Source organism: Streptomyces sp. NPDC026394, from assembly GCF_055567735.1.
The window spans coordinates 116,300-140,903 of sequence record NZ_JBVHPX010000020.1 but is presented as its reverse complement, the minus strand read 5'-3'; the positions used below and the strand labels follow the sequence as shown (position 1 = coordinate 140,903).

At 72.4% G+C, this 24,604-nt stretch carries 17 protein-coding genes and 1 riboswitch; of the genes, 6 read left to right on the top strand and 11 right to left on the bottom strand.

The annotated features are described in order from the left end of the window. Positions 1-196: 196 nt before the first annotated feature. Positions 197-1,261, top strand: coding sequence for a septation protein SepH (gene sepH / locus ACZ4QV_RS33270; RefSeq protein ID WP_467763797.1), 1,065 nt, complete (start codon positions 197-199; stop codon positions 1,259-1,261). A 187-nt stretch (positions 1,262-1,448) separates the two neighbouring features. Here sepH and ACZ4QV_RS33265 read toward each other — a convergent pair whose 3' ends face one another. Beyond that, entirely contained in the window at positions 1,449-2,285 is an 837-nt protein-coding gene (locus ACZ4QV_RS33265; RefSeq protein WP_361155780.1) for a sulfurtransferase, read from the bottom strand. Positions 2,286-2,618: 333 nt separating this feature from the next. Here ACZ4QV_RS33265 and ACZ4QV_RS33260 point away from each other — a divergent pair, with 333 nt between their 5' ends. Further along, positions 2,619-3,392 (top strand): VOC family protein, encoded by a 774-nt coding sequence (locus tag ACZ4QV_RS33260; protein WP_361155778.1) that lies wholly within the window; start codon positions 2,619-2,621, stop codon positions 3,390-3,392. A gap of 89 nt (positions 3,393-3,481) precedes the next feature. Here the strand turns inward: ACZ4QV_RS33260 and ACZ4QV_RS33255 are convergent, their stop codons facing one another. The 4 genes from ACZ4QV_RS33255 to ACZ4QV_RS33240 all read right to left on the bottom strand — a co-directional run bounded on the left by ACZ4QV_RS33255 (position 3,482) and on the right by ACZ4QV_RS33240 (position 9,133). Next, positions 3,482-4,135 carry a thymidine kinase gene (locus tag ACZ4QV_RS33255; RefSeq protein WP_361155776.1) on the bottom strand — a complete coding sequence of 218 codons (654 nt, stop codon included), beginning with the start codon at positions 4,133-4,135 and terminating at the stop codon, positions 3,482-3,484. Between the two features lie 151 nt (positions 4,136-4,286). Further along, a complete protein-coding gene (locus ACZ4QV_RS33250; protein ID WP_361155774.1) occupies positions 4,287-5,495 on the bottom strand; it encodes an alkaline phosphatase family protein in 1,209 nt (402 codons plus the stop codon). Beyond that, the gene (locus tag ACZ4QV_RS33245) at positions 5,495-6,082 is read right to left on the bottom strand and encodes a DUF5998 family protein (protein WP_003981824.1); all 588 of its coding nucleotides are present in this window, start codon (positions 6,080-6,082) and stop codon (positions 5,495-5,497) included. Before ACZ4QV_RS33245 ends, ACZ4QV_RS33250 begins: the two co-directional genes overlap by 1 nt. A 90-nt stretch (positions 6,083-6,172) precedes the next feature. Next, on the bottom strand, positions 6,173-9,133 hold the full coding sequence (locus ACZ4QV_RS33240; RefSeq protein WP_361639758.1) for a bifunctional acetate--CoA ligase family protein/GNAT family N-acetyltransferase: 2,961 nt from the start codon (positions 9,131-9,133) through the stop codon (positions 6,173-6,175). Positions 9,134-9,517: 384 nt separating this feature from the next. Between ACZ4QV_RS33240 and ACZ4QV_RS33235 the strand changes: the two genes are divergently transcribed. Further along, positions 9,518-9,799, top strand: coding sequence for an HPr family phosphocarrier protein (locus ACZ4QV_RS33235; protein ID WP_030021209.1), 282 nt, complete (start codon positions 9,518-9,520; stop codon positions 9,797-9,799). A 359-nt stretch (positions 9,800-10,158) separates the two neighbouring features. On the opposite strand, the gene ACZ4QV_RS33230 is transcribed toward ACZ4QV_RS33235, so the two are convergent. The 4 genes from ACZ4QV_RS33230 to ACZ4QV_RS33215 all read right to left on the bottom strand — a co-directional run bounded on the left by ACZ4QV_RS33230 (position 10,159) and on the right by ACZ4QV_RS33215 (position 15,126). Continuing rightward, a complete protein-coding gene (locus ACZ4QV_RS33230) occupies positions 10,159-10,851 on the bottom strand; it encodes a GntR family transcriptional regulator (protein ID WP_361155771.1) in 693 nt (230 codons plus the stop codon). A 229-nt stretch (positions 10,852-11,080) separates the two neighbouring features. After that, on the bottom strand, positions 11,081-11,878 hold the full coding sequence (locus ACZ4QV_RS33225) for a M23 family metallopeptidase (protein ID WP_361590040.1): 798 nt from the start codon (positions 11,876-11,878) through the stop codon (positions 11,081-11,083). A gap of 13 nt (positions 11,879-11,891) precedes the next feature. After that, positions 11,892-12,046: riboswitch (cyclic di-AMP (ydaO/yuaA leader) on the bottom strand. 354 nt (positions 12,047-12,400) lie between these two features. After that, positions 12,401-13,768, bottom strand: coding sequence for a M16 family metallopeptidase (locus tag ACZ4QV_RS33220; protein WP_361590074.1), 1,368 nt, complete (start codon positions 13,766-13,768; stop codon positions 12,401-12,403). Positions 13,769-13,788: 20 nt separating this feature from the next. Further along, a complete protein-coding gene (locus ACZ4QV_RS33215) occupies positions 13,789-15,126 on the bottom strand; it encodes a M16 family metallopeptidase (RefSeq protein ID WP_361155901.1) in 1,338 nt (445 codons plus the stop codon). 248 nt (positions 15,127-15,374) lie between these two features. Between ACZ4QV_RS33215 and ACZ4QV_RS33210 the strand changes: the two genes are divergently transcribed. Beyond that, positions 15,375-17,822: a DNA gyrase/topoisomerase IV subunit A gene (locus ACZ4QV_RS33210; RefSeq protein ID WP_361155767.1), complete on the top strand. Its 2,448-nt coding sequence runs from the start codon at positions 15,375-15,377 to the stop codon at positions 17,820-17,822. Between the two features lie 166 nt (positions 17,823-17,988). Here ACZ4QV_RS33210 and ACZ4QV_RS33205 read toward each other — a convergent pair whose 3' ends face one another. Both ACZ4QV_RS33205 and ACZ4QV_RS33200 read right to left on the bottom strand, forming a co-directional pair. Further along, the gene (locus ACZ4QV_RS33205) at positions 17,989-19,233 is read right to left on the bottom strand and encodes a CobW family GTP-binding protein (protein WP_467763796.1); all 1,245 of its coding nucleotides are present in this window, start codon (positions 19,231-19,233) and stop codon (positions 17,989-17,991) included. Positions 19,234-19,291: 58 nt separating this feature from the next. Beyond that, the gene (locus tag ACZ4QV_RS33200) at positions 19,292-20,458 is read right to left on the bottom strand and encodes a citrate synthase/methylcitrate synthase (RefSeq protein ID WP_361639755.1); all 1,167 of its coding nucleotides are present in this window, start codon (positions 20,456-20,458) and stop codon (positions 19,292-19,294) included. Positions 20,459-21,179: 721 nt separating this feature from the next. On the opposite strand from ACZ4QV_RS33200, the gene ACZ4QV_RS33195 reads away from it, so the two are divergent. Together ACZ4QV_RS33195 and ACZ4QV_RS33190 are read left to right on the top strand one after the other, a co-directional pair. Continuing rightward, a complete protein-coding gene (locus ACZ4QV_RS33195; RefSeq protein ID WP_361619406.1) occupies positions 21,180-22,406 on the top strand; it encodes a citrate synthase in 1,227 nt (408 codons plus the stop codon). A 963-nt stretch (positions 22,407-23,369) separates the two neighbouring features. Beyond that, the gene (locus ACZ4QV_RS33190) at positions 23,370-24,386 is read left to right on the top strand and encodes a sucrase ferredoxin (protein WP_361639753.1); all 1,017 of its coding nucleotides are present in this window, start codon (positions 23,370-23,372) and stop codon (positions 24,384-24,386) included. Positions 24,387-24,604: the final 218 nt, after the last annotated feature.

Below are 24,604 nucleotides of genomic sequence, written 5' to 3'. Positions count from 1 at the left end.
TGACTGGGAGCAGGAACAGGACATGGTCACTGAGCGTTGCGAACTGGTAACCGTGTCATAACGGCGTTTCTGGGCCAAGCCTCGACACGCCGGGTAACTCGGCAATGTTGTGGCAGGCTGCACCCGGGCAGGCCACACTCGACTAGCGGAAGCAGCGACGCACGTGACGTCGGCAGGCACCACCCGGGAGGTCCCCATGCCCGAACTGCGTGTCGTGGCCGTCTCCAACGACGGCACACGGCTGGTGCTCAAAGCTGCGGACAGCACCGAGTACACGCTTCCGATCGACGAGCGGCTGCGCGCCGCGGTCCGCAACGACCGCGCGCGGCTCGGCCAGATCGAGATCGAGGTCGAGAGCCACCTGCGCCCGCGGGACATCCAGGCGCGTATAAGAGCAGGTGCCTCCGCCGAAGAGGTCGCCCAGCTCGCCGGCATCCCGGTCGACCGGGTGCGCCGCTTCGAGGGCCCGGTGCTCGCCGAGCGCGCCTTCATGGCCGAGCGGGCCCGCAAGACGCCCGTACGCCGCCCCGGGGAGAACACCGGCCCGCAGCTCGGCGAGGCCGTCGCGGAGCGGCTGCTGCTGCGCGGCGCCGACAAGGACTCCGTGCAGTGGGACTCCTGGCGGCGCGACGACGGCACCTGGGAAGTCCTGCTGGTCTACCGCGTCGCGGCCGAGCCGCACTCGGCGAGCTGGACCTACGACCCGCCGCGGCGGCTGGTCCAGGCCGTCGACGACGAGGCGCGGGCGCTGATCGGCGAGACCGACAACACCCCGGAGCCCAGCTTCCCGTTCGTACCGCGGATCGCGCGGCTGCCGCGCGACCGGCCGCTGGACCGCGCCCTGGACCGCCAGACGTCCCAGGACCGGGACCGGGACCGTGCGGGCGGCGAGGACGACGAGCCGGCGCGGGCCGAGAGCGCTTCCGGCGAGCGGGAGCGCGACTCCCTCACCAGCCTCCTGGAAGCGGTGCCGAGCTTCCGTGGCGACATGGTCGTCCCCGAGCCGGTGAAGACACCCGTTCAGGAGGAGTCCGCCGAGGACGAGGAGCTGGAGGAACCGGCCGCTCCGGCGGCGAGCGCGGGCGCGGGCTCGGCCTACGCCGACGTGCTCATGCCACGGGCGGTGGCCGGTCACCGGGACCGCCTCACGGGCACGACCGACCGCCAGGCCGAGGCCGACGGCGTACGGCCCGGGCGGCGCGCCGCCGTACCGAGCTGGGACGAGATCGTCTTCGGGACGCGGCGCAAGAAACCGGAGTAGCGGGAGACGTACGGTCGGCGGCCCGGCGACGAGGACGCCGTCGTCGGCCACCCCGTACGCCCGCCCGTCACCCCGTACGCTCGGCCGCGCCCGTTACCCCCTCGGCCGCCGGCCCGTACACCCGCCCGTCGTCACGAACGGGCGTACGGAACGTTTTCGGCCAGGCGGTGTCAGTCCGCCCCGGGTGTCAGCCCGCCTCCGCGCCGGTGGCCACCGGCCGCGCCGGGTCGCCCGACCACTCGCTCCAGGAGCCCACGTACAGCGCCGCCGGCACCCCCGCGATCGCGAGGGCCAGCACCTCCTGAGCCGCGGAGACACCCGAACCGCAGTAGACACCGACCTCGGCGTCGGCGGTGGCCCCGAGGGCCGTGAAGCGCGCGGCCAGCTCGGCGGGCGGCAGGAACGTGCCGTCGGCGGCGAGGTTCTCCGTCGTCGGCGCGGACAGCGCGCCCGGGATGTGCCCGGCGACCCGGTCGATGGGCTCCACCTCGCCGCGGTAGCGCTCCCCGGCCCGCGCGTCCAGCAGGACGCCCCGCCGGGCCAGCGCCGCGGCCTCGTCCGCCGTCAGCAGCGGCAGCGCGCCGGGCGTCGCGGTGAAGTCGCCGGGCGCCGGGGACGGCACCTCGGTGCTCAGGGCGCCCCCGGACGCGGTCCAGGCGGCCAGGCCGCCGTCCAGGACCCGCACCGAGGGGTGGCCGGTGTAGCGCAGCAGCCACCAGGTACGGGCCGCTGACCAGCCTTGCCCGCCGTCGTACACCACGACCGGCCGGTCCGCCGAGACCCCGGCCCGGCGCATCGTCCCGGCGAAGGCGTCGAGGTCCGGGAGGGGATGGCGGCCGGCCGGTCCCGCGGGACCGGCGAGTTCGCCGTCCATGTCCACGTAGACGGCGCCGGGCACGTGCCCCGCCTCGTACTCGGGGCGGCCGGGCGGGCCGCCGAGCCGGTAGCGGACATCGAGGAGGACCGGCGGGGTCCCCGAGGCCAGAGCGTCCGCCAGTCCGGCGGCGGTGATGAGGGCATTCATGGGGCTCATCCTCGCGCAGGAGGGGCCCGGCGCTGAAGGTGCCGGGCTCCTGCGGATCTTCCCCGGGGTCTACGGAGGTTCTCCGGGGGTTTACGGGGCCTCTCCGGGGCTTACGGGGGCTTCTCCGGCGGCTCACCTCGTGCGTCCCCGAACGGCAACGTCGCCGAAACGGGTGCGAAACATCAAATCGGGCATTCTCCCATGGGAACGCGCCGAAGACGGCGCGGCCGGGGCGCGCAGCGGATGAGGGGGTGCGAGCATCTGCACGGGACGGCGCACTCGCGCCCGGTCCCCGCACGGCCACCACCCCGATGGTCCGAGGAGAGAGTGACGATGACGACCGAGGCAACGACTCGGCGGACGCCCGGCGCGCCTTGCTGGGTGAGTCTCATGGTGCACGACCTGGCCACGACGGAGCAGTTCTACAGTGCGCTGTTCGGCTGGGAGTTCAAACCGGGACCGCAGCACTTCGGTCCGTACGTCCGGGCGTATCTCCACGGGCGGGAGGTGGCCGGTATCGGGGAACTGGCGCCCGACCGCCAGCTGCGGGTCGCCTGGACGACCTATCTGGCGAGTGACGACGCGGACGCGGCGGCCGAGCAGATCCGCGGCTGCGGCGGCACGGTCGCCGTCGGGCCGCTGGACGCGGACGACGAGGCGGGCCGGATGGCGATCGCCTCGGACCCGCAGGGTTCGGTCTTCGGGCTGTGGCAGGGCAAGGAGATGGTGGGCGCGGCGCTGGTCGGCGTGCCCGGGGCGCCGGTGTGGAACGAGCTGGTGACCCGGGAGACGGGGGTGACCGCCTTCTACGAAGCGGTGTTCGGGTACGAGACCCGGCCGGAGGAAGCGGTTCCCGACTACCTGACGCTGCATCTGAAGGGGCGGCCGGTGGCGGGCGTGCACGGCGTCGGCGACGCGCTGCCGCGGGAGTTGGGGCCGCACTGGGTGACGTACTTCGCCGTCTCGGACACCGATGCGGCGGTCCGGCGGGTGGCGGAACTGGGCGGCCAGGAGGTGCGGGCGGCCCAGGACACCGCGTACGGGCGCGTGGCGACGGTCGCCGATCCCGAGGGGGCCGTGTTCGCGGTGCTCCAGCAGCCGGGCTGAGCGGGCGGCCGGAGGGCGCGCGACCGGGCGCGCGGTGCTGAGCGCGGCGCCGTACCGGCGCCGCGCGCCCTTCGCTTCCGTGGCCGGGGCTACTCGACGCTGTACACCGGCAGGACGTCCGGAGACAGCGCCGCCGCGTGGGCGGAGGCCGAGGTCTGGCGGCGCCGGTGATGGCGGCGGCACAGCACCTCGTAGCCGACCTCGGCCGGGGCGCTGTGGACGTCGCCGATGACGACCTGCGCACCCTCGACGACCATCTGGCCGTCGAGGGTGCGGGCGTTGTGCGTGGCGCGGGCGCCGCACCAGCACAGGGCCTCGACCTGGAGGACCTCTACGCGGTCGGCCAGTTCGACCAGGCGCTGCGAGCCGGGGAAGAGCTTGCTGCGGAAGTCGGTGCTGATGCCGAAGGCGAAGACGTCCAGTTCCAGGTCGTCGACGACGCGCGCGAGCTGGTCGATCTGGTCCGGGGCGAGGAACTGCGCCTCGTCGGCGATGACGTAGTCCACCCGGCCGCCGGAGCTCAGGGCGGCGACGATGTGGGCGTAGAAGTCCATCTCGTCCGTCGCCTCGACGGCCTCGGTGACCAGCCCGAGGCGGGAGGAGAGCTTGCCGCGGCCCGCCCGGTCGTCGCGTGTGTAGATCATTCCTTGCAGGCCGCGGGCCGAGCGGTTGTGCTCGATCTGCAGAGCGAGGGTGCTCTTTCCGCAGTCCATCGTTCCGGAGAAGAACACCAGCTCGGGCATGGGAGAACGCGGGCCTTTCGGGCTCGTGGCGAGTGGGGACGGTCGGGAGCGCACGTGGGGGCGGGCTCACCGGGCGGCGGGGCGGGCAGGACAGGGCGTGCGGGGAAGGGCGTGCGGGGCCGTGCTCAGGCGCACGACCCGGGTACGGGGCTCAGGTGCGGACTTCGAGGAGCGGTACGAGCTGTTCGGCCGGCGTCATCGAGCCGTGCATCCCGACCATCGCGGACTCGCGCGGCTCCGTCTCGCTCGCCACGATCACCATGTCGGCGTGCGCGGCGACGACGACGTCACCAATGCGGGCCCGGACCCGGTCGTCGACCCGGGGGCCGAACCACCCGGCGGCGACGGCCTCGTCACGGCCCGCCACCCACATATGTTCCCCGACCACCTCGCGCCATACCGCGAGCACGTCACCGGCCGCGCCGGGGTGCGCGTACAGATGCCGCGCACGCCCCTCGCCACCCAGCAGCCGCACGCCGGCGCGCAGTTCCCAGTCCTCGTCGAAATCGATGCGGTGGTCCGGGCCGAACGGAATGTCGATCATGCCGTGGTCGGCGGTGACGTACAGGGCGCTGCGCGGCGGCAGTTGCTCGGCGAGGCGCTGGGCGAGGCGGTCGACGTACATCAGCTGGCCGCGCCAGGCGTCGGAGTCGACGCCGTAGCGGTGCCCGGCGCCGTCCACCTCGGCGTAGTACGTGTAAACCAGCGAGCGGTCACCGGCGGCGAGCTGCTCGGCCGCCAGGTCCATGCGCTCCTCGCCGGAGAGCCGGCCGTGGAACGTGCCGCCGCTGAGCGCGATCTCGGTGAGCGGGGTGCGTTCGAAGGTCGGCGCGGAGACCTGGCAGGTGTGGATGCCGGCGGCGTGCGCCTGCCGGAAGACGGTCGGGTACGGCTGCCAGGCGTACGGGTCGGTCCACGGGTACCAGCGGAGCTGGTTCATCAGCTCGCCGGTGTCCGGGTTGAGGCAGGTGTAGCCGGCCAGGCCGTGCTCGCCCGGCGGCAGCCCGGTGCCGACGGAGGCCAGCGAGGCGGCGGTGGTGGCCGGGAAGCCGGCGGTGATCGGACGGCCGGTGCGGTTGAACGAGCTGTCCAGCAGGGACGTCAGGAACGGCGCCTCGTCCGGGTGGGCGCGCAGCAGCTCCCAGCCGAGGCCGTCGACGAGGAAGACACAGACGCGGTCGGCGGGATCCAGCCGCATGCCCGGCGCGCCCGCCTGCCCCGTACCGGGCAGGGTCAGGCCCTGGCCCGCGGTGACGGTGGGCAGCAGGTCGGCGAGCGAGCCGGTGCCGTAGCGGGGCACCGGCGCGCCGGCCAGGTCGAGGGGTTCCGGTTCCGGCCAGGCGGGGGCGGCGTACGCCATCAGCGGGTGGTGGCCGCGGTGGCTTCGGACAGGGCCTGCGCGAAGGCGAGGGTCTGCCGCACGGTGTCCGGGCCGTCGCCGGCCTCGCTGACCCGCAGCGACAGGTCGTCGGCCGTCGACGAGCCCGTGTAGCCGTGATCGGCTTCGCAGTTGGGGTCGCCGCAGGTGGCAGGCTCCAGGTCCAGGCGGGCGACCGCACCCCAGCCGATGGTCAGGACGACCTCGCGGGGCAGCCGGCCCGGAGTGTACGACTCGGGGTTGGCGACCACCCGGCTGAGGACGACGGAGGAGATCCGGCCCAGCTTCACGGACTCGGTCGAGGTCGTCGCGTACGGCGACGGGGAGGTGTCGTCGGCGGACTGCTCGTCGGTGTGGCTGACGATGAAGCGGGTGCCCGTCAGAACCAGGACCGTCACATGGCGGCGGACCTCGTTGGCGTCGAAGGTCGTCTCCTGGTGGACCAAGTACGACACCACCGGCTCGCCGCCGACCGCGGCCTGCACCGCCTCGGCCACCAGGGCCGGGTAATAGCCGCTGCGCTCGATCGCCGCGCGCAGCCCTTGGGTCGTCGTACCGGTCTTAGCCATGCGGCCATCTTACGGGGCGTACCGGCCGGGGCGGGTCCGAGAGGCCGCGTCCGGGCCCGGGACCCCCGGCAGGGGTTTCCGTACCGGCGCTCAGTAGGCGGGCATCCGGCGCGGGCCCAGGTCGGTGGTGGCCGGCGGGCGGGCCAGGCGGACCGTGGCGTCCAGCACGGCCAGGCCGTGCGCGGCGACGACGACCGGCTCCAGGTCGACGCCGACGACCTCGGGGTGGTCGTCGACCAGCCGGGAGACCCGCAGCAGCAGGTCCTCCAGGGCGGCGGTGTCCACGGGCTGGCTGCCGCGCCAGCCGAACAGCAGCGGAGCCGTGCGGATGGACCGTATCTGTTCGGCGACGTCGCGGTCGGTCGCGGGGATGAGGCGGTGCGCCGTGTCGCCGAGCAGTTGGGAAGGGGCGCCGGCCAGGCCGAAGGACAGGACGGCGCCGGCGGCCGGGTCGATGGCGGCGCGGACGACCGTGTCGACGCCGCGCGGCACCATCGGCTGGACGACCGGGCGCAGCTCCTCGGGCTTGCCGAGGAAGTCGGTCAGCTCGGCGTAGGCGCGGCGCAGCTCCGCCTCGCCGGTCAGGTCGAGGCGGACGCCGCCGAGGTCGGGGCGGTGCCGCAGGTGCGGTGCGGTGGTCTTCAGGGCGACCGGGTAGCCCAGGCGGGCGGCGGCCCGTACGGCGGTGTCCGGGTCGGGGGCCGGATGGGCCGGGCGCACGGGGATGCCGTACCGGGCCAGCAGGGCGTGGGCGTCCTCGGCCGGCAGGGGGACGGAGCGGGTGATGTCGGCGTGCCGGGACAGTTCGTCGAGCAGCCGGTCGATGTCGGCGCCGGCGGCGGCCTCCTCGATGTCCTCGTACTCGGGCACCCGGCCCGGGTCGGCGGCGTCCCGGCGCCATTTCGCGTAGCGCACCGCCTGGGCGAGCGACCGGACGGCGCGCTCGGCGGCGGGGAAGGCGGGGATGAGGGGAGCAGTCGGAGGGCTGGGGGACGCGCTGCCGTCCGGGGTGCCGGAGGGGGCCGTCGCGGGGGCCTGTGGGGCTTCGGTGGCGTCCTCGGGGGGCGCGGGGGCGTGCGGGCGGGTCGAGGCGCCGCCGGGAGACGGCGAGGCGTCGTGGGAGGGCTGCGGGACGTTCCGGGACGGCGTCAGGGCATCGCCGGACGGCGGCGGGGCCGCCAGCGCGTCGGCGAGGGCGTCCATGGCCAGGTGTACGACGGTGACCGGCTTGGCGGGCGCGGCGGACGAGGCCGCTTCGCGCAGCGCCGCGGCGAGGTCCGCGCCCTCGCCCGGGGAGGCCACGCCCTCCTCCCCCACCCAGGGAATGGCCGTGACGACGACGGCGTCGCAGAGCCCGTTGGCCAGGGCGGCGGACAGCGCCGTACGGAAGTCCTCGGGGGTGGCCGCGGCGGCGAGGACGTGCGGACGCAGCGGGCGCAGTCCTTCGGTGAGGCAGGCGTCGTACGTCAGCAGGGCCAGGGACTCGCTGTTGCCCAGAATGGCGACGCGCGGGCCGTCCGGCAGCGGCTGGGAGGCGAGCAGCAGCCCGGCGTCGATCAGCTCGGTGACCGTGTCGACCCGGATCACGCCGGCCTGGCGCATCAGGGCGGAGACCGTGCTGTCGGGGATGCGGACCGTGGGGACGGTGTGGCCGAGCGGCGCGGTGCCGGTGTGGCGGGCGCCCTTGGCGACGACGACGGGCTTGACGGCGGCCGTACGGCGGGCGAGCCGCATGAATTTGCGCGGGTCGCCGATGGACTCCAGGTAGAGGATCGCGACGTCGGTGGCGGGGTCGTCGTACCAGTACTGGAGCAGGTCGTTGCCGGAGAGGTCGGCGCGGTTGCCGGCCGACAGGAAGGTGGAGATACCGGCGATCGAGCCGTCGCCGGGGCCGCGCCGGTGCAGGCCGCTGAGCAGGGCGATGCCGATCGCACCGGACTGTGTGAACAGGCCGATGCGCCCGGCGCCGGGCATCTGGGGGGCGAGCGAGGCGTTCAGCCGGACGTCCGGCGCGGTGTTGACCAGGCCGAAGGCGTTCGGCCCGATCAGCCGCATGCCGTACGAGCGGGCCTGGCGCAGCAGGGCGCGCTGCCGCTCGCGCCCCTCGGGGCCGGACTCGGCGTACCCGGAGGAGAGGATCACCAGGCCGCGTACGCCGTGCTCGCCGCAGTCGCGGACCACGTCGGGGACCTGGGCGGCGGGGACGGCGAGCACCGCGAGATCCACGGGCTCGGGGATCTCGGGCACCGAGCGGTGACCCGGCACCCCTTCGGGGTCGAGGAGGGCGCCGCCCTCGGGGAAGGCGTGGTTGACCGCGTACACCCGGCCCGGATAGCCGGAGTCGAGGAGATTGCGCAGGACGGAGCGGCCGACGCCGCCGGGGGCGCGGCCGGTGCCGATGACGGCGACCGAGCCGGGCGCCAGCAGGCGCTGCACGGAACGGGCCTCGGCGCGCTGCTCGCGGCCGCGCATGACGGCCATGGACTGCTCGGTGGGCTCCAGGTCGAACTCCAGGCGCACCACGCCGTCTTCGAAGGTGCGCTGCTGGGTGTACCCGGCGTCCGTGAAGACCTTGATCATTTTGGTGTTGGCGGGCAGCACCTCGGCCGCGAACCGACGGATGCCGCGCTCCCGGGCGACCGCGGCGATGTGCTCCAGGAGGGCGGAGGCCACCCCGCGGCCCTGGTGGGCGTCCTGCACCAGGAAGGCGACCTCGGCCTGGTCGGCGCCCGGTTCCTTGGCGGGGCGGCCACGGTCGTCGATGCGGTCGTAGCGGACCGTGGCGATGAACTCGCCGCCCACGGTGGCGGCCAGGCCCACCCGGTCGACGTAGTCGTGATGGGTGAAGCGGTGCACGTCGCGGTCGGACAGGCGCGGGTAGGGCGCGAAGAAGCGGTAGTACTTCGACTCGTCCGAGACCTGTTCGTAGAACGAGACCAGGCGCTGCGCGTCGTCGGGGGCGATGGGACGGATGCGCGCGGTGCCGCCGTCGCGCAGCACGACATCGGCTTCCCAGTGGGCCGGGTAGACGCTGTCCGACGGGCTCTGCATGGGGGACAGCGTACGACCCGCCACCGACAACCGGCTCGGTGTGCGGGCCCGTGCGGGCCGGGGCAGGCTGGGCCGGGGCGGTCGGTCCCGGACGGAGGGGGCCGGGCGGGTCCGGGCGGTGGGCCCGGTCGGCGGGTCCGGACGGTGGGCGGGTCCGGACGGTGGGCAGGTCCGGACGGTGGGCAGGTCCAGACGGTGGGCCCGGAGGTCCCGGACGGCGTGGTCCCGGATGGCGGACGGTACGGGCGTACGCCGACGACCCGCCGGTAGCGTGCCTCCGGCCTGCGAAAAGCGCCGCCTACGGCGCCGCCGCGGGCTGCCGGAGCACTCCCGGCGACATGAGACACTGGTCTAGACAACCGTTACGACTTGAAGGGCAACACCATGGCTGAGCGCCGCGTCAATGTCGGTTGGGCCGAGGGTCTGCACGCCCGCCCCGCCTCGATCTTCGTCCGTGCGGCCACCGCCGCCGGGGTTCCCGTGACGATCGCGAAGGCCGACGGCAACCCGGTCAACGCGGCCTCCATGCTGGCCGTGCTGGGCCTGGGCGCCCAGGGTGGCGAGGAGATCGTGCTGGCCTCCGACGCCGAGGGCGCCGACGCCGCGCTCGACCGCCTCGCGAAGCTGGTCGCCGAGGGCCTTGAGGAGCTCCCGGAGACCGTCTGAACCGCTTCGCGGGTCACTGTGTTCGCGGCTCCGCCGCGGTAGCCGGGTCACCGGCGCCGGGGCGGGGCCGTTTTTCGTGCGGTGCCGTACGCCGCGACCGGCAGGCGGCGACCGGGAAAATTCGCGCGCCATCGCTCCAGGGCATGCCATCACTAAGGGATACGCCGAGCAATCCCCCTCCGCGTCGCCATCCCGATCCCTCTGGGGTTCTTCCGCTCCCCCTGCGCACCCCTCGCGGCAATCAACCCGCACCTGACGGGATTCCCGCTTTCCCGCGCTTTTCGCAGCCCGCAGCGCCGCATCGAAACCCGCGCCATTCCTCCGGCGAAATCCCCTACCGCTTGTATACGGCCCGCACGTTAATTCCGTTCGCGCGCCGTGTTTACGGGCTGTTTCGAACTCCTCACCGTCGGCCCGGGGACCACCGGACGCAGCCGGTACGCCGGGCGCGAGCGCTCGATGTGCGCCGCCATCAGGGCGCGGGCCCGCTCGGCGTCCCCGCGGCTCACCGCGTCCAGCACCGCCCCGTGCTCCTCCCAGGAGCGCTCGTCGCGGGCCGGGAGGTCGACCACGTACATCCAGTCGATCTTGCGTCGTACCTGGGTGAGCAGCGCCGCCAGGCCCGTGCTGCCGGATGCCTGGGCGAGCGTCTCGTGGAACCAGCCGTCGAGTTGGCGCAGCTCGGCGCGGTGACCGTGCCGGGTCCGCTCACGGCCCAGCCGCACGACGCCGCGCAGCACCTTGAGATGGGCCGCGGTGCGGCGGGTGGCGGCGCGGGCGGCGCCGAGCGGCTCCAGCAGCGCCCGGATGTCCAGGGCGTCGGCCGCTTCCCGTTCGGTCGGCTCGGCCACGCAGGCACCCGCGTGGTGCCGGATGACGACGAAGCCCTCCGACTGCAACGTACGCAACGCCTCTCGCACGGGAACGCGGGAGACCCCGTAACGACCGGCCAGCATTTCCTCGATCAGGCGGCTGCCCGGCGGGAGAACGCCGGATACGATGTCGCCGCGGATCGCCGTGCACACCACGTGCGCGGAAAGGGGACCTCGCATCGCCTGCGCCTCCACCGTAATCCGCTGGGAACTTCCGGAATTGCCGCCGGGCGGCGACTTTCGAGTGACTCTATGCGACAGGAACCGGATATCCGACGGCCATGGCACATTCATGGATATTTTTTGGCCAGGTGCCGCGCAGGCGGAAACGCAGATGCCCCGGCCACGAGGGCCGGGGCATCGTACGGGGGACGGGTGCGACGGGAGTGACGAGCGGGACGGATGTCCGTCAGACGTTCACGCCGTGCGAGCGCAGGTAGGCGACCGGGTCCATGTCCGAGCCGTACTCCGCCGAGGTGCGGGCCTCGAAGTGCAGGTGCGCGCCGGTGGTGTTGCCGGTGTTGCCCGACAGGGCGATCTGCTGGCCCGGGGTGACGGTCTGGCCGACCGAGACGTTGATCGACGACAGATGGCCGTACTGGGTGTAGGTGCCGTCGTTCATCTTGATGACGACGTTGTTCCCGTACGCGCCGCCCCAGCCGGCCTCGACAACGGTGCCCGAGCCGACGGCGTGGACGGTGGTGCCGGAGGAGGCGTGGAAGTCGATGCCGGTGTGGCTGCCGGAGGACCACAGGCCGCTGGACGCCTTGTAGCTGGTGGAGACGTAGGAACCGTCGACGGGCGCGACGTACATGAGCAGGCGCTTGCGCTCGGCCTCGCGGGCGGCGCGCTCCTTGGCCTCGCGCTCCTTCTTGGCCTCGGCCTCGGCCTGGCGCTTGGCCTCCTCGGCCTGCTTGCGCGCCTCGGCCTCGGCCTTGGCCTGCGCGGCGGCGGCCTCGGCGGCCTCCTGCTGCGCGTCGGCCTGCGCCTCGATCTGCTCGGCGAGCTCGTCACCGAGGACGACGGCGTGGTGGAGGCCGGTGTCGTGGTTGCTCGCGTCGTCCGGGTTGCCGGCCGCCAGGGCCGGGGAGGCGACGGAGGCGATGACGCCGGACGCGGCGAGCGTGGCTATGCCGGCGAGGTTACGGGTCGTCCGCGCGCTGCGGCTCGGACCACGGTGCTTCCCGGTGGCACGGGTGAACGCCATGGGCTGGCTGTGTCCTTTCCTTCCCTCTCGCCTACCGGGTTAGCTGACGGGTTCGGAGCAGGAAGGTCTCCTACGGGCACCTCCGGGAAGGCGTCCGATTCACCCCAGGGGACATGGGTCCCCGGCTCCCCTGGCTCGCGCCGTACGGGGACTCGGCGATGACTGTCCGTGCCGCGGTTGCGGCGGCGATCCTGCGGACAGCCGGATCGACGCTAAACGCGGCAACTTTCAATCGGCAAACAGAACCCCGATTTTGTGCCGTACGCCACACGGGCACCCTGCAACTACCCCCAACAATTGGGACATAAAGAAGATCCAGTGGCGCCTGCGCACCACTGGATCCCCTATGTGACCGTTCGTCACACGCCCGGGTCACGGGCCGCCAGCCACCGCCGGCCCTCACCGGCAGCCGTCGGCCACCACCGGACGGAGGCTGTCCGCCCCGCGCCGAAGACGTGCCGGTGTGACGCGTCGGCGTGACGTGCCGAAGTGACGTGCGGCGTGACGTGCCGGTGACGCTCCTCAGCCCTTGACGACCGTCACCTCTCCGATGCCGAGCGCCTTGACGGGCTCCTCGATCTCGGCGGCGTCACCCACCAGGACCGTCACCAGCCGGTCGACCGGGAAGGCGTTGACGGCCGCGGCGGTCGCCTCGACCGTGCCGGTCCGCGCCAGCCGCTCGTACAGCCGGGCCTGGTAGTCGTCCGGAAGCTGCTGCTCGACCTGGTCCGCGAGGGTGCCTGCGACGGCCGCCGCGGTCTCGTACTTCAGCGGCGCGACCCCGACGAGGTTCTGTACGGCCACGTCGCGCTCGGCGTCCGTCAGGCCCTCCGCCGCGAGGGTGCGCAGCACCTTCCAGAGGTCGTCCAGCGCCGGACCGGTGGAGGCGGTGTCCACCGAGCCGCTGATGGCGAGCATCGCGGCGCCGTCGCCGTCGGCCGAGGAGCGCAGCACCTGCCCGAAGGAACGCACCCCGTAGGTGTAGCCCTTCTCCTCGCGCAGCACCCGGTCCAGGCGGGAGGTGAGGGTGCCGCCCAGGCAGTACGTGCCGAGCACCTGCGCGGGCCAGACGCGGTCGTGCCGGTCGGCGCCGATCCGGCCGATCAGCAGCTGGGTCTGGACGGCGCCGGGGCGGTCGACGATCACGACACGGCCGGTGTCGTCGGCGGTGATCGGGCTGGCCTTCACCGGTTCGGCGGGCGACCCCGTCCAGGCGCCGAGGGTCTCCGTGAGGGCCGCGTCCAGGTCGACGCCGGTGAAGTCGCCGACGACGACGGCGGTGGCCGTGGCGGGGCGTACATGTGCCTCGTAGAAGGCGCGCACGGCCGCCGCGTCGATCCGGGTGACGGTCTCCTCGGTGCCCTGGCGCGGCCGCGACATCCGGGAGTCGGCCGGGAACAGCTCCTTGGACAGGGCCATCGCGGCGCGCCGGGCCGGGTTGGCCAGCTCGTGCGGGATCTCGTCGAGGCGGTTGTGCACCAGGCGCTCGACCTCGCCGTCCGGGAAGGCGGGGGCGCGCAGGGCGTCGGCGAGCAGGCCGAGGGCCTTGTCCAGCCGGGAGGCCGGGACCTCCAGGGACACCCGGACGCCGGGGTGGTCGGCGTGCGCGTCCAGAGTGGCGCCGCAGCGCTCCAGCTCGGCGGCGAACTCCTCGGCGTCGTGTTTGTCGGTGCCCTCGGACAGGGCGCGCGCCATGATCGTGGCGACGCCGTCCAGGCCCGCCGGCTCGGCCTCCAGGGGCGCGACGATGTCGACCTCGACGGCGACGACCTGCTGGCCGGGGCGGTGGCTGCGCAGGACCGTGAGGCCGTTGGGGAGCTGTCCGCGCTCGGGGGCCGGGAAGGCCCACGGCTTGGGGTCGCCGCCGGCCGGCTGCGGGTGGAAGGTCATCGTGCTGCTGACGGCGTCACTCACTGGGCCGCCTCCTCGTCGTTGTCCTCGGCGGCGGTCGGCTCGGTCGGCTCGTACACGAGCACCGCGCGGTTGTCGGGGCGCAGCCGGGCCTTGGCGACCTCCTGCACCTCCTGCGGGGTGATCTCCAGGACGCGCCGCACGGCGGTCAGGGCGAGCTGCGGGTCGCCGAACAGGACCGCGAACCGGCACAGTTCGTCGGCGCGCCCGGCGGCCGTGGCGAGGCGGTCCAGCCACTCACGCTCCAGCTGGGCCTGCGCGCGCTCCATCTCCTCGGGGCTCGGCCCCTCGTCCGCGAAGCGGGCCAGCTCCTCGTCCACGGCCCTCTCGATCTCCGGCACCTCGACGCCGCCGGAGGTCTTCACGTCCAGCCAGCCCAGCGAGGGGGCGCCGGCCAGCCGGAGCAGGCCGAAGCCCGCCGCCACGGCCGTACGGTCACGGCGCACCAGGCGGTTGTACAGCCGCGAGGACTCGCCGCCGCCGAGCACCGTCAGCGCCAGGTCGGCCGCGTCGGCCTCACGGGTGCCGTCGTGCGGCAGGCGGTAGGCGGCCATCAGGGCACGGGAGGGCACGTCCTCCTCGACGACCTCGCGCAGCTCCTTGCCGATGACCTCCGGGAGGGAGCCGTCACGCGGCGGCTGCTTGCCCTCGTGGCCGGGGATGGAGCCGAAGTACTTCTCCACCCAGGCGAGGGTCTGCTCGGGGTCGATGTCGCCGACGATCGACAGCACCGCGTTGTTGGGCGCGTAGTACGTACGGAAGAAGGCCCGCGCGTCCTCCAGGGAGGCGGCGTCCAGGTCGGCCATCGAACCGATGGGCGTGTGGTGGTACGGGTGTCCCTCCGGATAGGCCATGGCCGTCAGCTTCTCGAAGGCCGTGCCGTAGGGGACGTTGTCGTAGCGCTGCCGGCGCTCGTTCTTGACGACGTCGCGCTGGTTCTCCAGGGACTCCTCGTCGAGCGCCGTCAGCAGGGAGCCCATGCGGTCGGCCTCCAGCCACAGCGCGAGCTCCAGCTGGTGGGCGGGCATGGTCTCGAAGTAGTTGGTGCGCTCGAAGCTGGTGGTGCCGTTGAGGGAGCCGCCGGCGCCCTGGACCAGTTCGAAGTGACCGTTGCCCGAGACCTGGGCGGAGCCCTGGAACATGAGGTGCTCGAAGAGGTGGGCCAGGCCCGTACGCCCCTTGACCTCGTGGCGCGAGCCGACGTCGTACCAGAGGCAGACCGCGGCGACCGGGGTCAGGTGGTCTTCGGAGAGCACCACACGCAGGCCGTTGGCCAGCCGGTGCTCGGTCGCTGTCAGGCCGCCGGAGCCGGCTTGTTCTGTGGCCGTGTGACCCATGGGCATGTACGTCCCTTCGATCCGCTTGCGAGAAAGTTCTGTCACTGTATGCAAGCGTGCCGAGCTATGGCGAAGTTCCCGGCCGGGCTGCCTCGTACGAGCGGACTTCGCGGTGACCTCGTCCGGGGCCCTGGGGAGGGTCGCGGTCGGCGTTGTCAGTGGGGCGGGCCACAATGGTCCGCGAAAGACCCGAACGTTGATCCCGCATCGGCAAGCAGCAGGACGCAAGCGAAGGAGCCGCAGCCGCGATGGCCCGCCGTAGCACGAAGACCCCGCCGCCGGACGACTTCGAGGAGAGGATCCTCGACATCGACGTCGTCGACGAGATGCAGGGCTCCTTCCTTGAGTACGCGTACTCGGTCATCTACTCCCGCGCCCTCCCGGACGCCCGCGACGGCCTCAAGCCCGTACACCGCCGCATTCTCTACCAGATGAACGAGATGGGGCTGCGCCCCGAGCGCAGCTACGTCAAGTGCGCCCGCGTCGTCGGCGAGGTGATGGGTAAGCTCCACCCGCACGGCGACGCCTCCATCTACGACGCCCTGGTGCGGATGGCGCAGCCCTTCTCCATGCGGCTGCCGCTGGTGGACGGCCACGGCAACTTCGGCTCGCTCGGCAACGACGACCCGCCCGCCGCCATGCGGTACACCGAGTGCAAGATGGCCTCGGCGACCTCCCTGATGACGGAGTCCATCGACGAGGACACGGTCGACTTCGCACCGAACTACGACGGCCAGGAGCAGGAGCCGGTCGCCCTGCCGGCCGCCTACCCGAACCTCCTCGTCAACGGCGCGTCCGGCATCGCGGTCGGCATGGCGACGAACATGCCGCCGCACAACCTCGGCGAGGTCATCGCCGCCGCCCGCCACCTCATCAAGCACCCGAACGCCGACCTCGACACGCTGATGAAGTACGTGCCGGGCCCCGACCTGCCGACCGGCGGCCGGATCGTGGGCCTGGGCGGCATCCGCGACGCGTACGAGTCGGGACGCGGCACCTTCAAGATCCGCGCCACGGTAGCGGTGGAGAACGTCACCGCCCGCCGCAAGGGTCTGGTCGTCACCGAACTGCCGTTCGCGGTCGGCCCCGAGAAGGTCATCTCCAAGATCAAGGACCTGGTGGGCGCGAAGAAGCTCCAGGGCATCGCGGACGTCAAGGACCTCACCGACCGCGAGCACGGCCTGCGCCTGGTCATCGAGATCAAGAACGGCTTCAACCCGGAGGCCGTCCTGGAGCAGCTCTACAAGCTCACGGCCATGGAGGAGTCCTTCGGCATCAACAACGTCGCGCTGGTGGACGGCCAGCCGCTGACGCTGGGCCTCAAGGAGCTGCTGGAGGTCTACGTCGACCACCGCTTCGACGTGGTGCGCCGGCGCAGCGAATTCCGCCGCACCAAGAAGCGCGACCGCCTCCATCTGGTCGAGGGCCTGCTCACGGCCCTGATCGACATCGACGAGGTGATCCGCCTCATCCGCTCCAGCGAGAACAGCGCACAGGCCAAGGAGCGGCTGATGGACCGCTTCGCGCTGAGCGACATCCAGACGCAGTACATCCTCGACACCCCGCTGCGCCGCCTGACCAAGTTCGACCGGATCGAGCTGGAGTCGGAGCGCGACAAGCTCAAGGCGGAGATCGAGGAGCTGACCAAGATCCTCGAATCGGACGCCGAGCTGCGCAAGCTGGTCTCCGGCGAGCTGGCCGCGGTGGCCAAGAAGTACGGCACGGAGCGGCGCACCGTCCTGCTGGAGTCGGCGGGCGCCCCGGTGGCCGCGATGCCGCTGGAGGTCGCCGACGACCCGTGCCGGGTACTGCTGTCCTCCACGGGCCTGCTGGCCCGTACGGCCAACGGCGAGGTCAATTTCGACGCGGAGGCCAAGCGCGTCAAGCACGACGTCATCGTCTCCGCGGTGCCGGCCACCACGCGCGGCGAGGTGGGCGCGGTGACGTCCACCGGCCGGCTGCTGCGGCTCCAGGTGGTCGACCTGCCGCAGCTCCCCGACACGATCGCGGCACCGACCCTGTCCGGAGGCGCGCCGGTCGCGGAATTCCTCAGCCTCCAGGACGGTGAGGAACTGATCTGCCTGATGACGCTGGACGAGTCCTCGCCGGGCCTGGCCCTCGGCACCCAGCAGGGCATCGTCAAGCGCGTGGTGCCGGACTATCCGTCCCACAAGGAGGAGTTGGAGGTCATCACCCTCAAGGAGGGCGACCGCGTCGTGGGCGCCGCCGAGCTGCGCACGGGCGAGGAGGACCTGGTCTTCATCACCGACGAGGCACAGCTGCTGCGCTATCCGGCGGGGCAGGTACGGCCGCAGGGGCGGCCCGCGGGCGGCATGGCAGGCGTCAAGCTGGGCCCGGACGCGAAGGTCATCTTCTTCTCGGCCGTCGACCCGGCCGCCGACGCCATGGTCTTCACCGTCTCCGGCTCGCACGGCACGCTCGACGACTCGGTGTCCACGGCCAAGCTCACCCCCTTCGACCAGTACCCGCGCAAGGGCCGGGCGACCGGCGGTGTGCGCTGCCAGCGGTTCCTGAAGGGCGAGGACTGCCTCTCCCTGGCCTGGGCCGGCGCCGCGCCGGTGCGGGCGGCCAACGCCAAGGGCGTCCCGGTCGACCTGCCGGAGCCGGACCCGCGCCGGGACGGCTCGGGCGTACCGCTGACGAAGCCGGTCAGCGCGCTGGCCGGACCGGTGTAGCGACGGGCGCGGTTCCGCGTCGAGAACGGTGACGACGGATGACGACGCCCCCGGGGCGGCTGCGGCCGGGCCGGGGGCGTTGCTGTATCCGTCGGGCCCTCGTGTCCGTCGGGGCCGTCGGGGCCGTTTACGGGGCTCGGTGTCCGGAAGGGGCCCGGGCGGCCGGCTACCGGTCGCCGGGCTCCCCCGGCTGACCCGGCTCCTGCTGCTCCGGGTCCAGCCGCTCCGACTCCTGTCGCTGCCACTCCTGCGGACCGGCGAAGTCGTCGGGCTGACCGGGCTCACCGTTGGACGGTACGTACCGGAGCACGCCCCACATGCTGTTCACATCGGCGCGTCCCGGACCCGTCTCCCGGCAGTCGGTCAGCTCCTTGCGCACCGCCGCCGTGTCGATCCCGCTGCCGATCAGGACGAGCTGGGTGCGACGCTCCTCGTCCGGCTGCCACGGCGACGGATAGAAGCGCAGAAAGTCACCGACCGCGTGCACGGCGAACTTCTGGCGGTTCTCCGGTACGTCGAAGTGGACGAACCCCTTGATCCGGTAGAGACCTGCGGGCCTGCTGTCCAGGAAGGCCATGAGCCGGCGCGGGTTCATCGGCTGGTCCGACTCGAACGCGACACTCTCGTACGCGGCGTGCAGGTGCTGCCGGTGCCCGTGGCCGCGGCACTCCGGCCCGTGCTCACCGCACGCATCCTCCTCGAAGGCCCCTTCCCCGCCCGCTTCGGCCTCCGCCTCCGCCTCCGCTTCCTCTCGGAACAGGTCCTCGAAGGAAAGCTGACGGACCGCCTCGTCGTCCGCGTCCCGCGGCTTGCGGTCGAAGAACAGCTCCGGGTCGATCCGTCCGTACGTGGCGGGCACGACCGGTGTCCCCGGACTCAGCTCGGCGAGGGTCGCCAGCAGCGAGCGTTGCTCCGCCTCTCCGATCCGGTCGGCCTTGTTCAGGACCACCAGGTCGGCGATGGCCACATGCCGGTCGATCTCCGGGTGCCGGGCCCGGGTGGCGTCGAACTCCGCCGCGTCGACGACCTCGGCCAGCCCGCCGTAGACGATCCGGTCGTTCTCGCTGGCCAGGACCATGCGGATGAGTTCCTGCGGCTCGGCCAGACCGCTCGCCTCGATGACGATGACGTCGATACGGGCCGACGGCCGGGCCAGGCGTTCCAGGTACTCGTCCAGCTCACTGGTGTCGACGGCGCAGCACAGACAGCCGTTGCCCAGCGAAACCATCGAGTCGACCTGCCCGGCCACCGTCATGGCGTCGATCTCGATGCTGCCGAAGTCGTTGACGACCGCTCCGACGCGGCTGCCGCCGCTGCGGCCCAGCAGATGGTTGAGCAGGGTGGTCTTGCCGGAACCGAGGAATCCGGCGAGCACGATGACCGGGATCTGTCGCGGGGCCTGCGGGGCCAAGGGGGCGCCTCCATCGTCGTACATCGGTGCGGCGGCGCGCCGTCGGTCCGGCACGCCGTCAGTTCAGCGCGGCGGGCACCGGCTGCGGCGGGGGCGGACCGACATAGCGGGCCGCCGGGCGGATGATCTTCGAGTCGTCCGCCTGCTCCAGGATATTGGCGCTCCACCCGACCACCCGGGCCGCACAGAAGGTGGGAGTGAACATCTCACGCGGCAGACCGCACAGCTCCATCACCACACCCGCGTAGAACTCGACGTTGGTGTGCAGATCCCGGCCGGGCTTGAGCTCGGCGAGCAGCGCCTCGACCCGCTCCTCCACCTGCACCGCGAAGTCCACGAGCGGCCCGCCGAACCCCCGGGCGACCTCGCGCAGCATCCGCGAACGCGGGTCCTCGGTGCGGTAGACCGGGTGCCCGAATCCCATGATCCGCTCCCCCGAGCGGACCCGTTCGCGGATCCAGGCGTCGATACGGTCAGGACTGCCGATGGCATCGAGAGAGTCCAGCGCCCGGCTGGGTGCGCCGCCGTGCAGCGGCCCGGAGAGCGCGCCGACCGCGCCCGCCAGGCAGGCCGCGAGATCCGCACCCGTGGAGGCGATGACCCGGGCGGTGAACGTCGACGCGTTGAACCCGTGGTCGACGGTGGAGATCAGATACCGCTCGATGGCACCGGTACGCGCGGGGTCGGGCTCCTCGCCGGTGAGCATGTACAGGTAGTTGGCGGCGTACGGGAGGTCGTCCCGCGGCTCGACCGGTTCCAGGCCGCGGCCGATACGGTGCAGCGCGGTGAGCACGGTGGGCACCGCGGCGCATGCGGCGAGCGCGTCAGCACCACGCTGCCGGGCGTCGATGTCGTAGAGAGGCTGGAAGTCCGCTGCCGCACCGAGCAGGGAGAGCGCGGTACGCAGTCCGGCAAGCGGGCCGCTGCGGGCGCTGGCACGGGCGATGCCGGGCAGTGCGTCCCGTACGGCGTCGGGCAGGTGACGCAGCGCCACGGTCTCCGCCTCGAAGGCGGCGCGCTGCTCCGCGTCCGGCAGGTACCCGCGGAGCATCAGGTGCCAGACGTCCTCGAAGGTGCGGCTCTGCGCGAGCTCCACGGCGGAGTACTGGCGGTAGTGGTAAAAGCCTTCCCCGCCCCGTACGTCCCCCAGCTCGGTCTCGGTGACGATCACTCCCGCAAGCCCGCGGGGCGCGTCGAACGTCGCATCGGCCTCGGCAATCGGCATGACGGTCCTCCCTGTCTCTCCTGGGCGTTCCCCATTGACTTGACTGTCCATTCTGGACTGGATGGCTGTCAATATTGATTGAATCAACACAGGCCCATGATCAATCGCTATGGTGGAGGACATGGCGGACCAGGGAACGGATGAGGGGCGGGACGTTGTGGGTGACGGGGGTGGCGGCCGGACCAATGAGGGCGATCTCGATGTCGGCGGTAGTGGCAAGACCGGCGGGGTCGATCTCGGTGCCTGCGGTGGCGGGATCGACGGAGACGATCTCGGCGGGGTCCATGGCGGCGGGGGCGACGGGGGCGAACTCGGTGTCGGCGGTGGTGGCAAGGTCGGCGGGGGCGATGCCGACGACGGCGGGCGCGAACTGGGTGCAGGCGATGGCGGCCGCCAGACCAGCGGGGGCAGTGCCGACGGCGACGGCGACCTCGACGGCGACGGCGACGGCGACGGGCGCGAACTCGGTGCACGTGATGGCGGGGTCGGCGGGGTCGGCGGTGACAACGGAGGCTTCGGCGACGACACCGGCACCGGGCGTGGCAACGGCGACAGCGTCGCTGGCGCCGACAGCGACGCTGTCGGCGCCAGCGGACCCGATGGACCTGATGGAGCCGATGGAGCCGATGGAGCCAGTAAAGGTATCTGCGCAGCCGGCGGTGGTTTCGGCAGCGGAGGGGACGTAGACGGTCCCGATGGCGGTGTCGGCAGCACCGGAGATATCGATGGCGAGCGGCGGCTGACCACCAGGGAAGCGGCCGACCGGCTCGGCGTGAAGCCGGAGACGATCTACGCCTACGTCAGCCGCGGCCAGCTGACCAGCCGACGCGCACCCGGCGGCCGGGGGAGCACCTTCGACATCGGGGAAGTGGACGCCCTCGCCCGCCGCGGCGGGCGCCGCGAGCCGTCCGCCGGCAGCGGCGACTTGGCACTCCGTACCGGCATCACCCTCATCGACGCGGACCGCTGCTACTTCCGCGGCGTGGACACGACGGAACTGGCCGACCGCTACGGCTACGAAGAGGTCGCCGAGTGGCTCTGGACCGGCGTACTGCGCCCCGGTGTTCACTTCACCGCCCCGGAGGAAGCCCTCTCGGCCGCCCGGCGGGCCGTCGACGCACTGCCCGCCCACAGCAGCTCGATGGACCGGCTGCGCGTCGCAGTGGTGGCGGCTGCCTCCGCCGACCCGCTGCGATTCGACCTGTCCAAGGACGCCGTCCTGGGCACGGCGCGCGCCCTCATTCCCGTACTCGTCGACGCACTGCCCCGCCTGCAAAGTGGAACGGACCGCACCTCCTCCCCGATCGTCCGCCGCCTGTGGTCACGCCTCACCGCACAGCGGCCCGACGAGGCGTCACTGCGCGTCCTGGCAGCGGCACTCGTCCTCCTCATCGACCACGACCTCGCCGCCTCCACGTTGGCCGCGCGCGTGGCCGCCTCCGCGCGGGCCCACCCGTACACCGTCGTCTCGGCCGGCTTCGGCGCCCTGGACGGCCCGCTGCACGGCGCCGCGAGCAGCCTCACCCACCGCATGCTCCAAGAGGTGCTGGAACGGGGCAGCGCGGCGGCCGTGGTGGCGGACCACCTGCGCGCCGGACGCCGGGTACCTGGCCTCGGCCACCGCATCTACCAGGGCGAAGACCCGCGCGCACGTACCCTGTTCCGCCTCCTGGAGGACGTACCCCAGGCCGCCCCGGCGCTGCGGGCCGCACGCGAGGTGGCCGCCACGACCGCCCGCCACACCGCCCTGCACGCCAACGTCGACCTCGCCCTGGGCGTACTGACCGTCACGGCCAACATGACCCCCGAAGCCGGCGAAACCGTCTTCGCGGTGGCCCGGACCGCCGGCTGGATCGCCCACGCCCTGGAGGAGTACGAGGAACCCCCCATGCGCCTGCGCCCCAGCGGTCACTACGCCGGCCCACGCCCACCCCAGCCCCTACCGTGATCCAAACCGCCCCCCCCCGGGCAGCACAGCACCCCAACCCCCCAAGCCCACCCCAAGATATGCCGCCCCCGCCCCCTAGCCCTAGGCCACCACCCCACCCCTCACGGGGGGCCTCCCCTCCCCTCCCCCCTCCCGCCCGCCCCTCACCACCCCCACCACACACCAAGCGCCACCCCACTCACGTGATGCAGCACTCGCACCCCCACCACACCCCCTTCCACGCACCCCACACCACGTACCTCACGCCACGCGCCCCACACCACGCCTCGCACCTCACATCGCTCGTACTCCGCACCACTCGCACCCTGCACCGCTCGCAATGCCACTTCTCACACACACGTCGCCCATGTCACGCACCACACGATTCGCACCGCTTACGTCACGCTTCACACGCCCCACGCACTGCCCGCGCGACCCACTACTCAGCCCTACGCACCGCCTCGTTCGCTTTACGCACTACTCGCACCACCCGCCTCTCGCACCGCTTACGCAACCCAACACGCAGCACCCGCTCCACGCACCACGCCACTCACCTCACGCGCTGCTCTCATCGCGCCACCCCAACCTCACCGTTCACACCACGTCGCACCGCTTTCACCGAACCGCTCGCGTCACCTCGCTCATGTCACGCCGCCCACTCCCTCACAGTCGAACCTCCATCCCCCAACTCTCTGAACTGCCGATCCCCGCACCCACCAGTCCCCCTGTTCTCCTGTCCTCCGAGCCCAAGTATCAAGTTCCAAGCCCCAATCGCCCGGGCCCTGAACATCGACGGCGGCCCAACGCGAACGACCGCACGGTCGTCCCCACAGGCGCCCCCTCGGCGAAGTCGCCCACATCCTCTTCCCCAACGCGGCCCGTCCCCCTCCACATTCGCCTCTGAATCCATGCGTTGTCGGTCCCCGATGCCTGCGGTTTCGGTTCGGGATTCCGGTCGCGCCGCGGCAGGTTAGGGTTACCTATGTGAGCACGTGCGCAACCGCTTCCCGCGATGCCGCCGAGCCTGTCGCGGGCACCTCCGCCACCGCCCGGACCTGGCTGCTCGTCGAGCAGACCGGCCCCTGGGGCACCGAGGCACTGTCCGAGAGCCACCTCGATCCCCGCATCGGCCGAGCCTTGGAAGCGGCGGCGGACACCACGGGCGTACGCGTGGCCCTCGTCCGCCGACCGGGCCGGCACGCGGACTGTCACGGAACTCCCGCCCGCAGGGCTTTCCTCGCCCACACCGCACCCAGCCGCCCCTGGATCCGGACCACCTCCGTCACCGACCCGGAAACCCTGCTGCACCTCGACTTCGCCCGGTTGGGTGCGGGTGAGCACGGTGGGCTCTGGGAGCCGTATGACGGTGAACCGCTGGTCTTCGTCTGCACCAACGGCAAGCGTGACCGCTGTTGCGCCCTCCTCGGGCGTCCGCTGGCCTCCGAACTCGCCGACAGCGGCGCCGAGGCGTGGGAAGTCACCCACATCGGCGGTCACCGCTTCTCCCCCACCCTCTTCATCCTCCCCTACGGCTACGCCTACGGGCGGGCTTCCGCTCCGCTGGTCAAGGAGGCCGTGGCGTCGGCCCGGGACGGTCGGATCCTGCTGGACCACTGCCGTGGCCGCTCGGCTTGGGAGCGCCCGGCACAGGCCGCCGACCTCGCCGTGCGCGAGCTGATACGCGAGGACCGGGCGGACGCGATCGACATCGTGCGCAGTGAGTCTGCGCCGCCTCCTGTCGGCGGCGGGAATGGCACGAACGAGACGACGGAAAGCCGTAGCGACAGGGACCTCACCGCCACGGCCCCGGCATCGCCGACGACCGCCCGCCACGACTCCCCTGCCCCCACCTGGGTCGTCACCGTCGCGCACCGCGACGGCCGGTCCTGGCTGGTCACCGTCCAGCAGCGCGCCGACGGCACCCTCGCACCGGTCAGCTGCGGCTCTCCGCTCGGCAGGCCCGCCCGCATGGCCGTACTCTCCGTACGCCCTCTCAGCTGATCCAGCCGCTGGACCGCGTCCCCCGCGCCCTTCGCCCCCTTGGCACCCTCCGCATCCCCCACTTCCTCCGCACCTATCGCATCTTCCGCGGCGCCTGCCGACAGCACCTGCCATCTTCGCCTTCAAGACACTCATGACGCCCCCTGAATCCTGTGAGTTCTTCGAACCTCTTGAATCTGTTGAACCTCTTCCGGCCGCCCCTGCCCCTCCGCCACTGG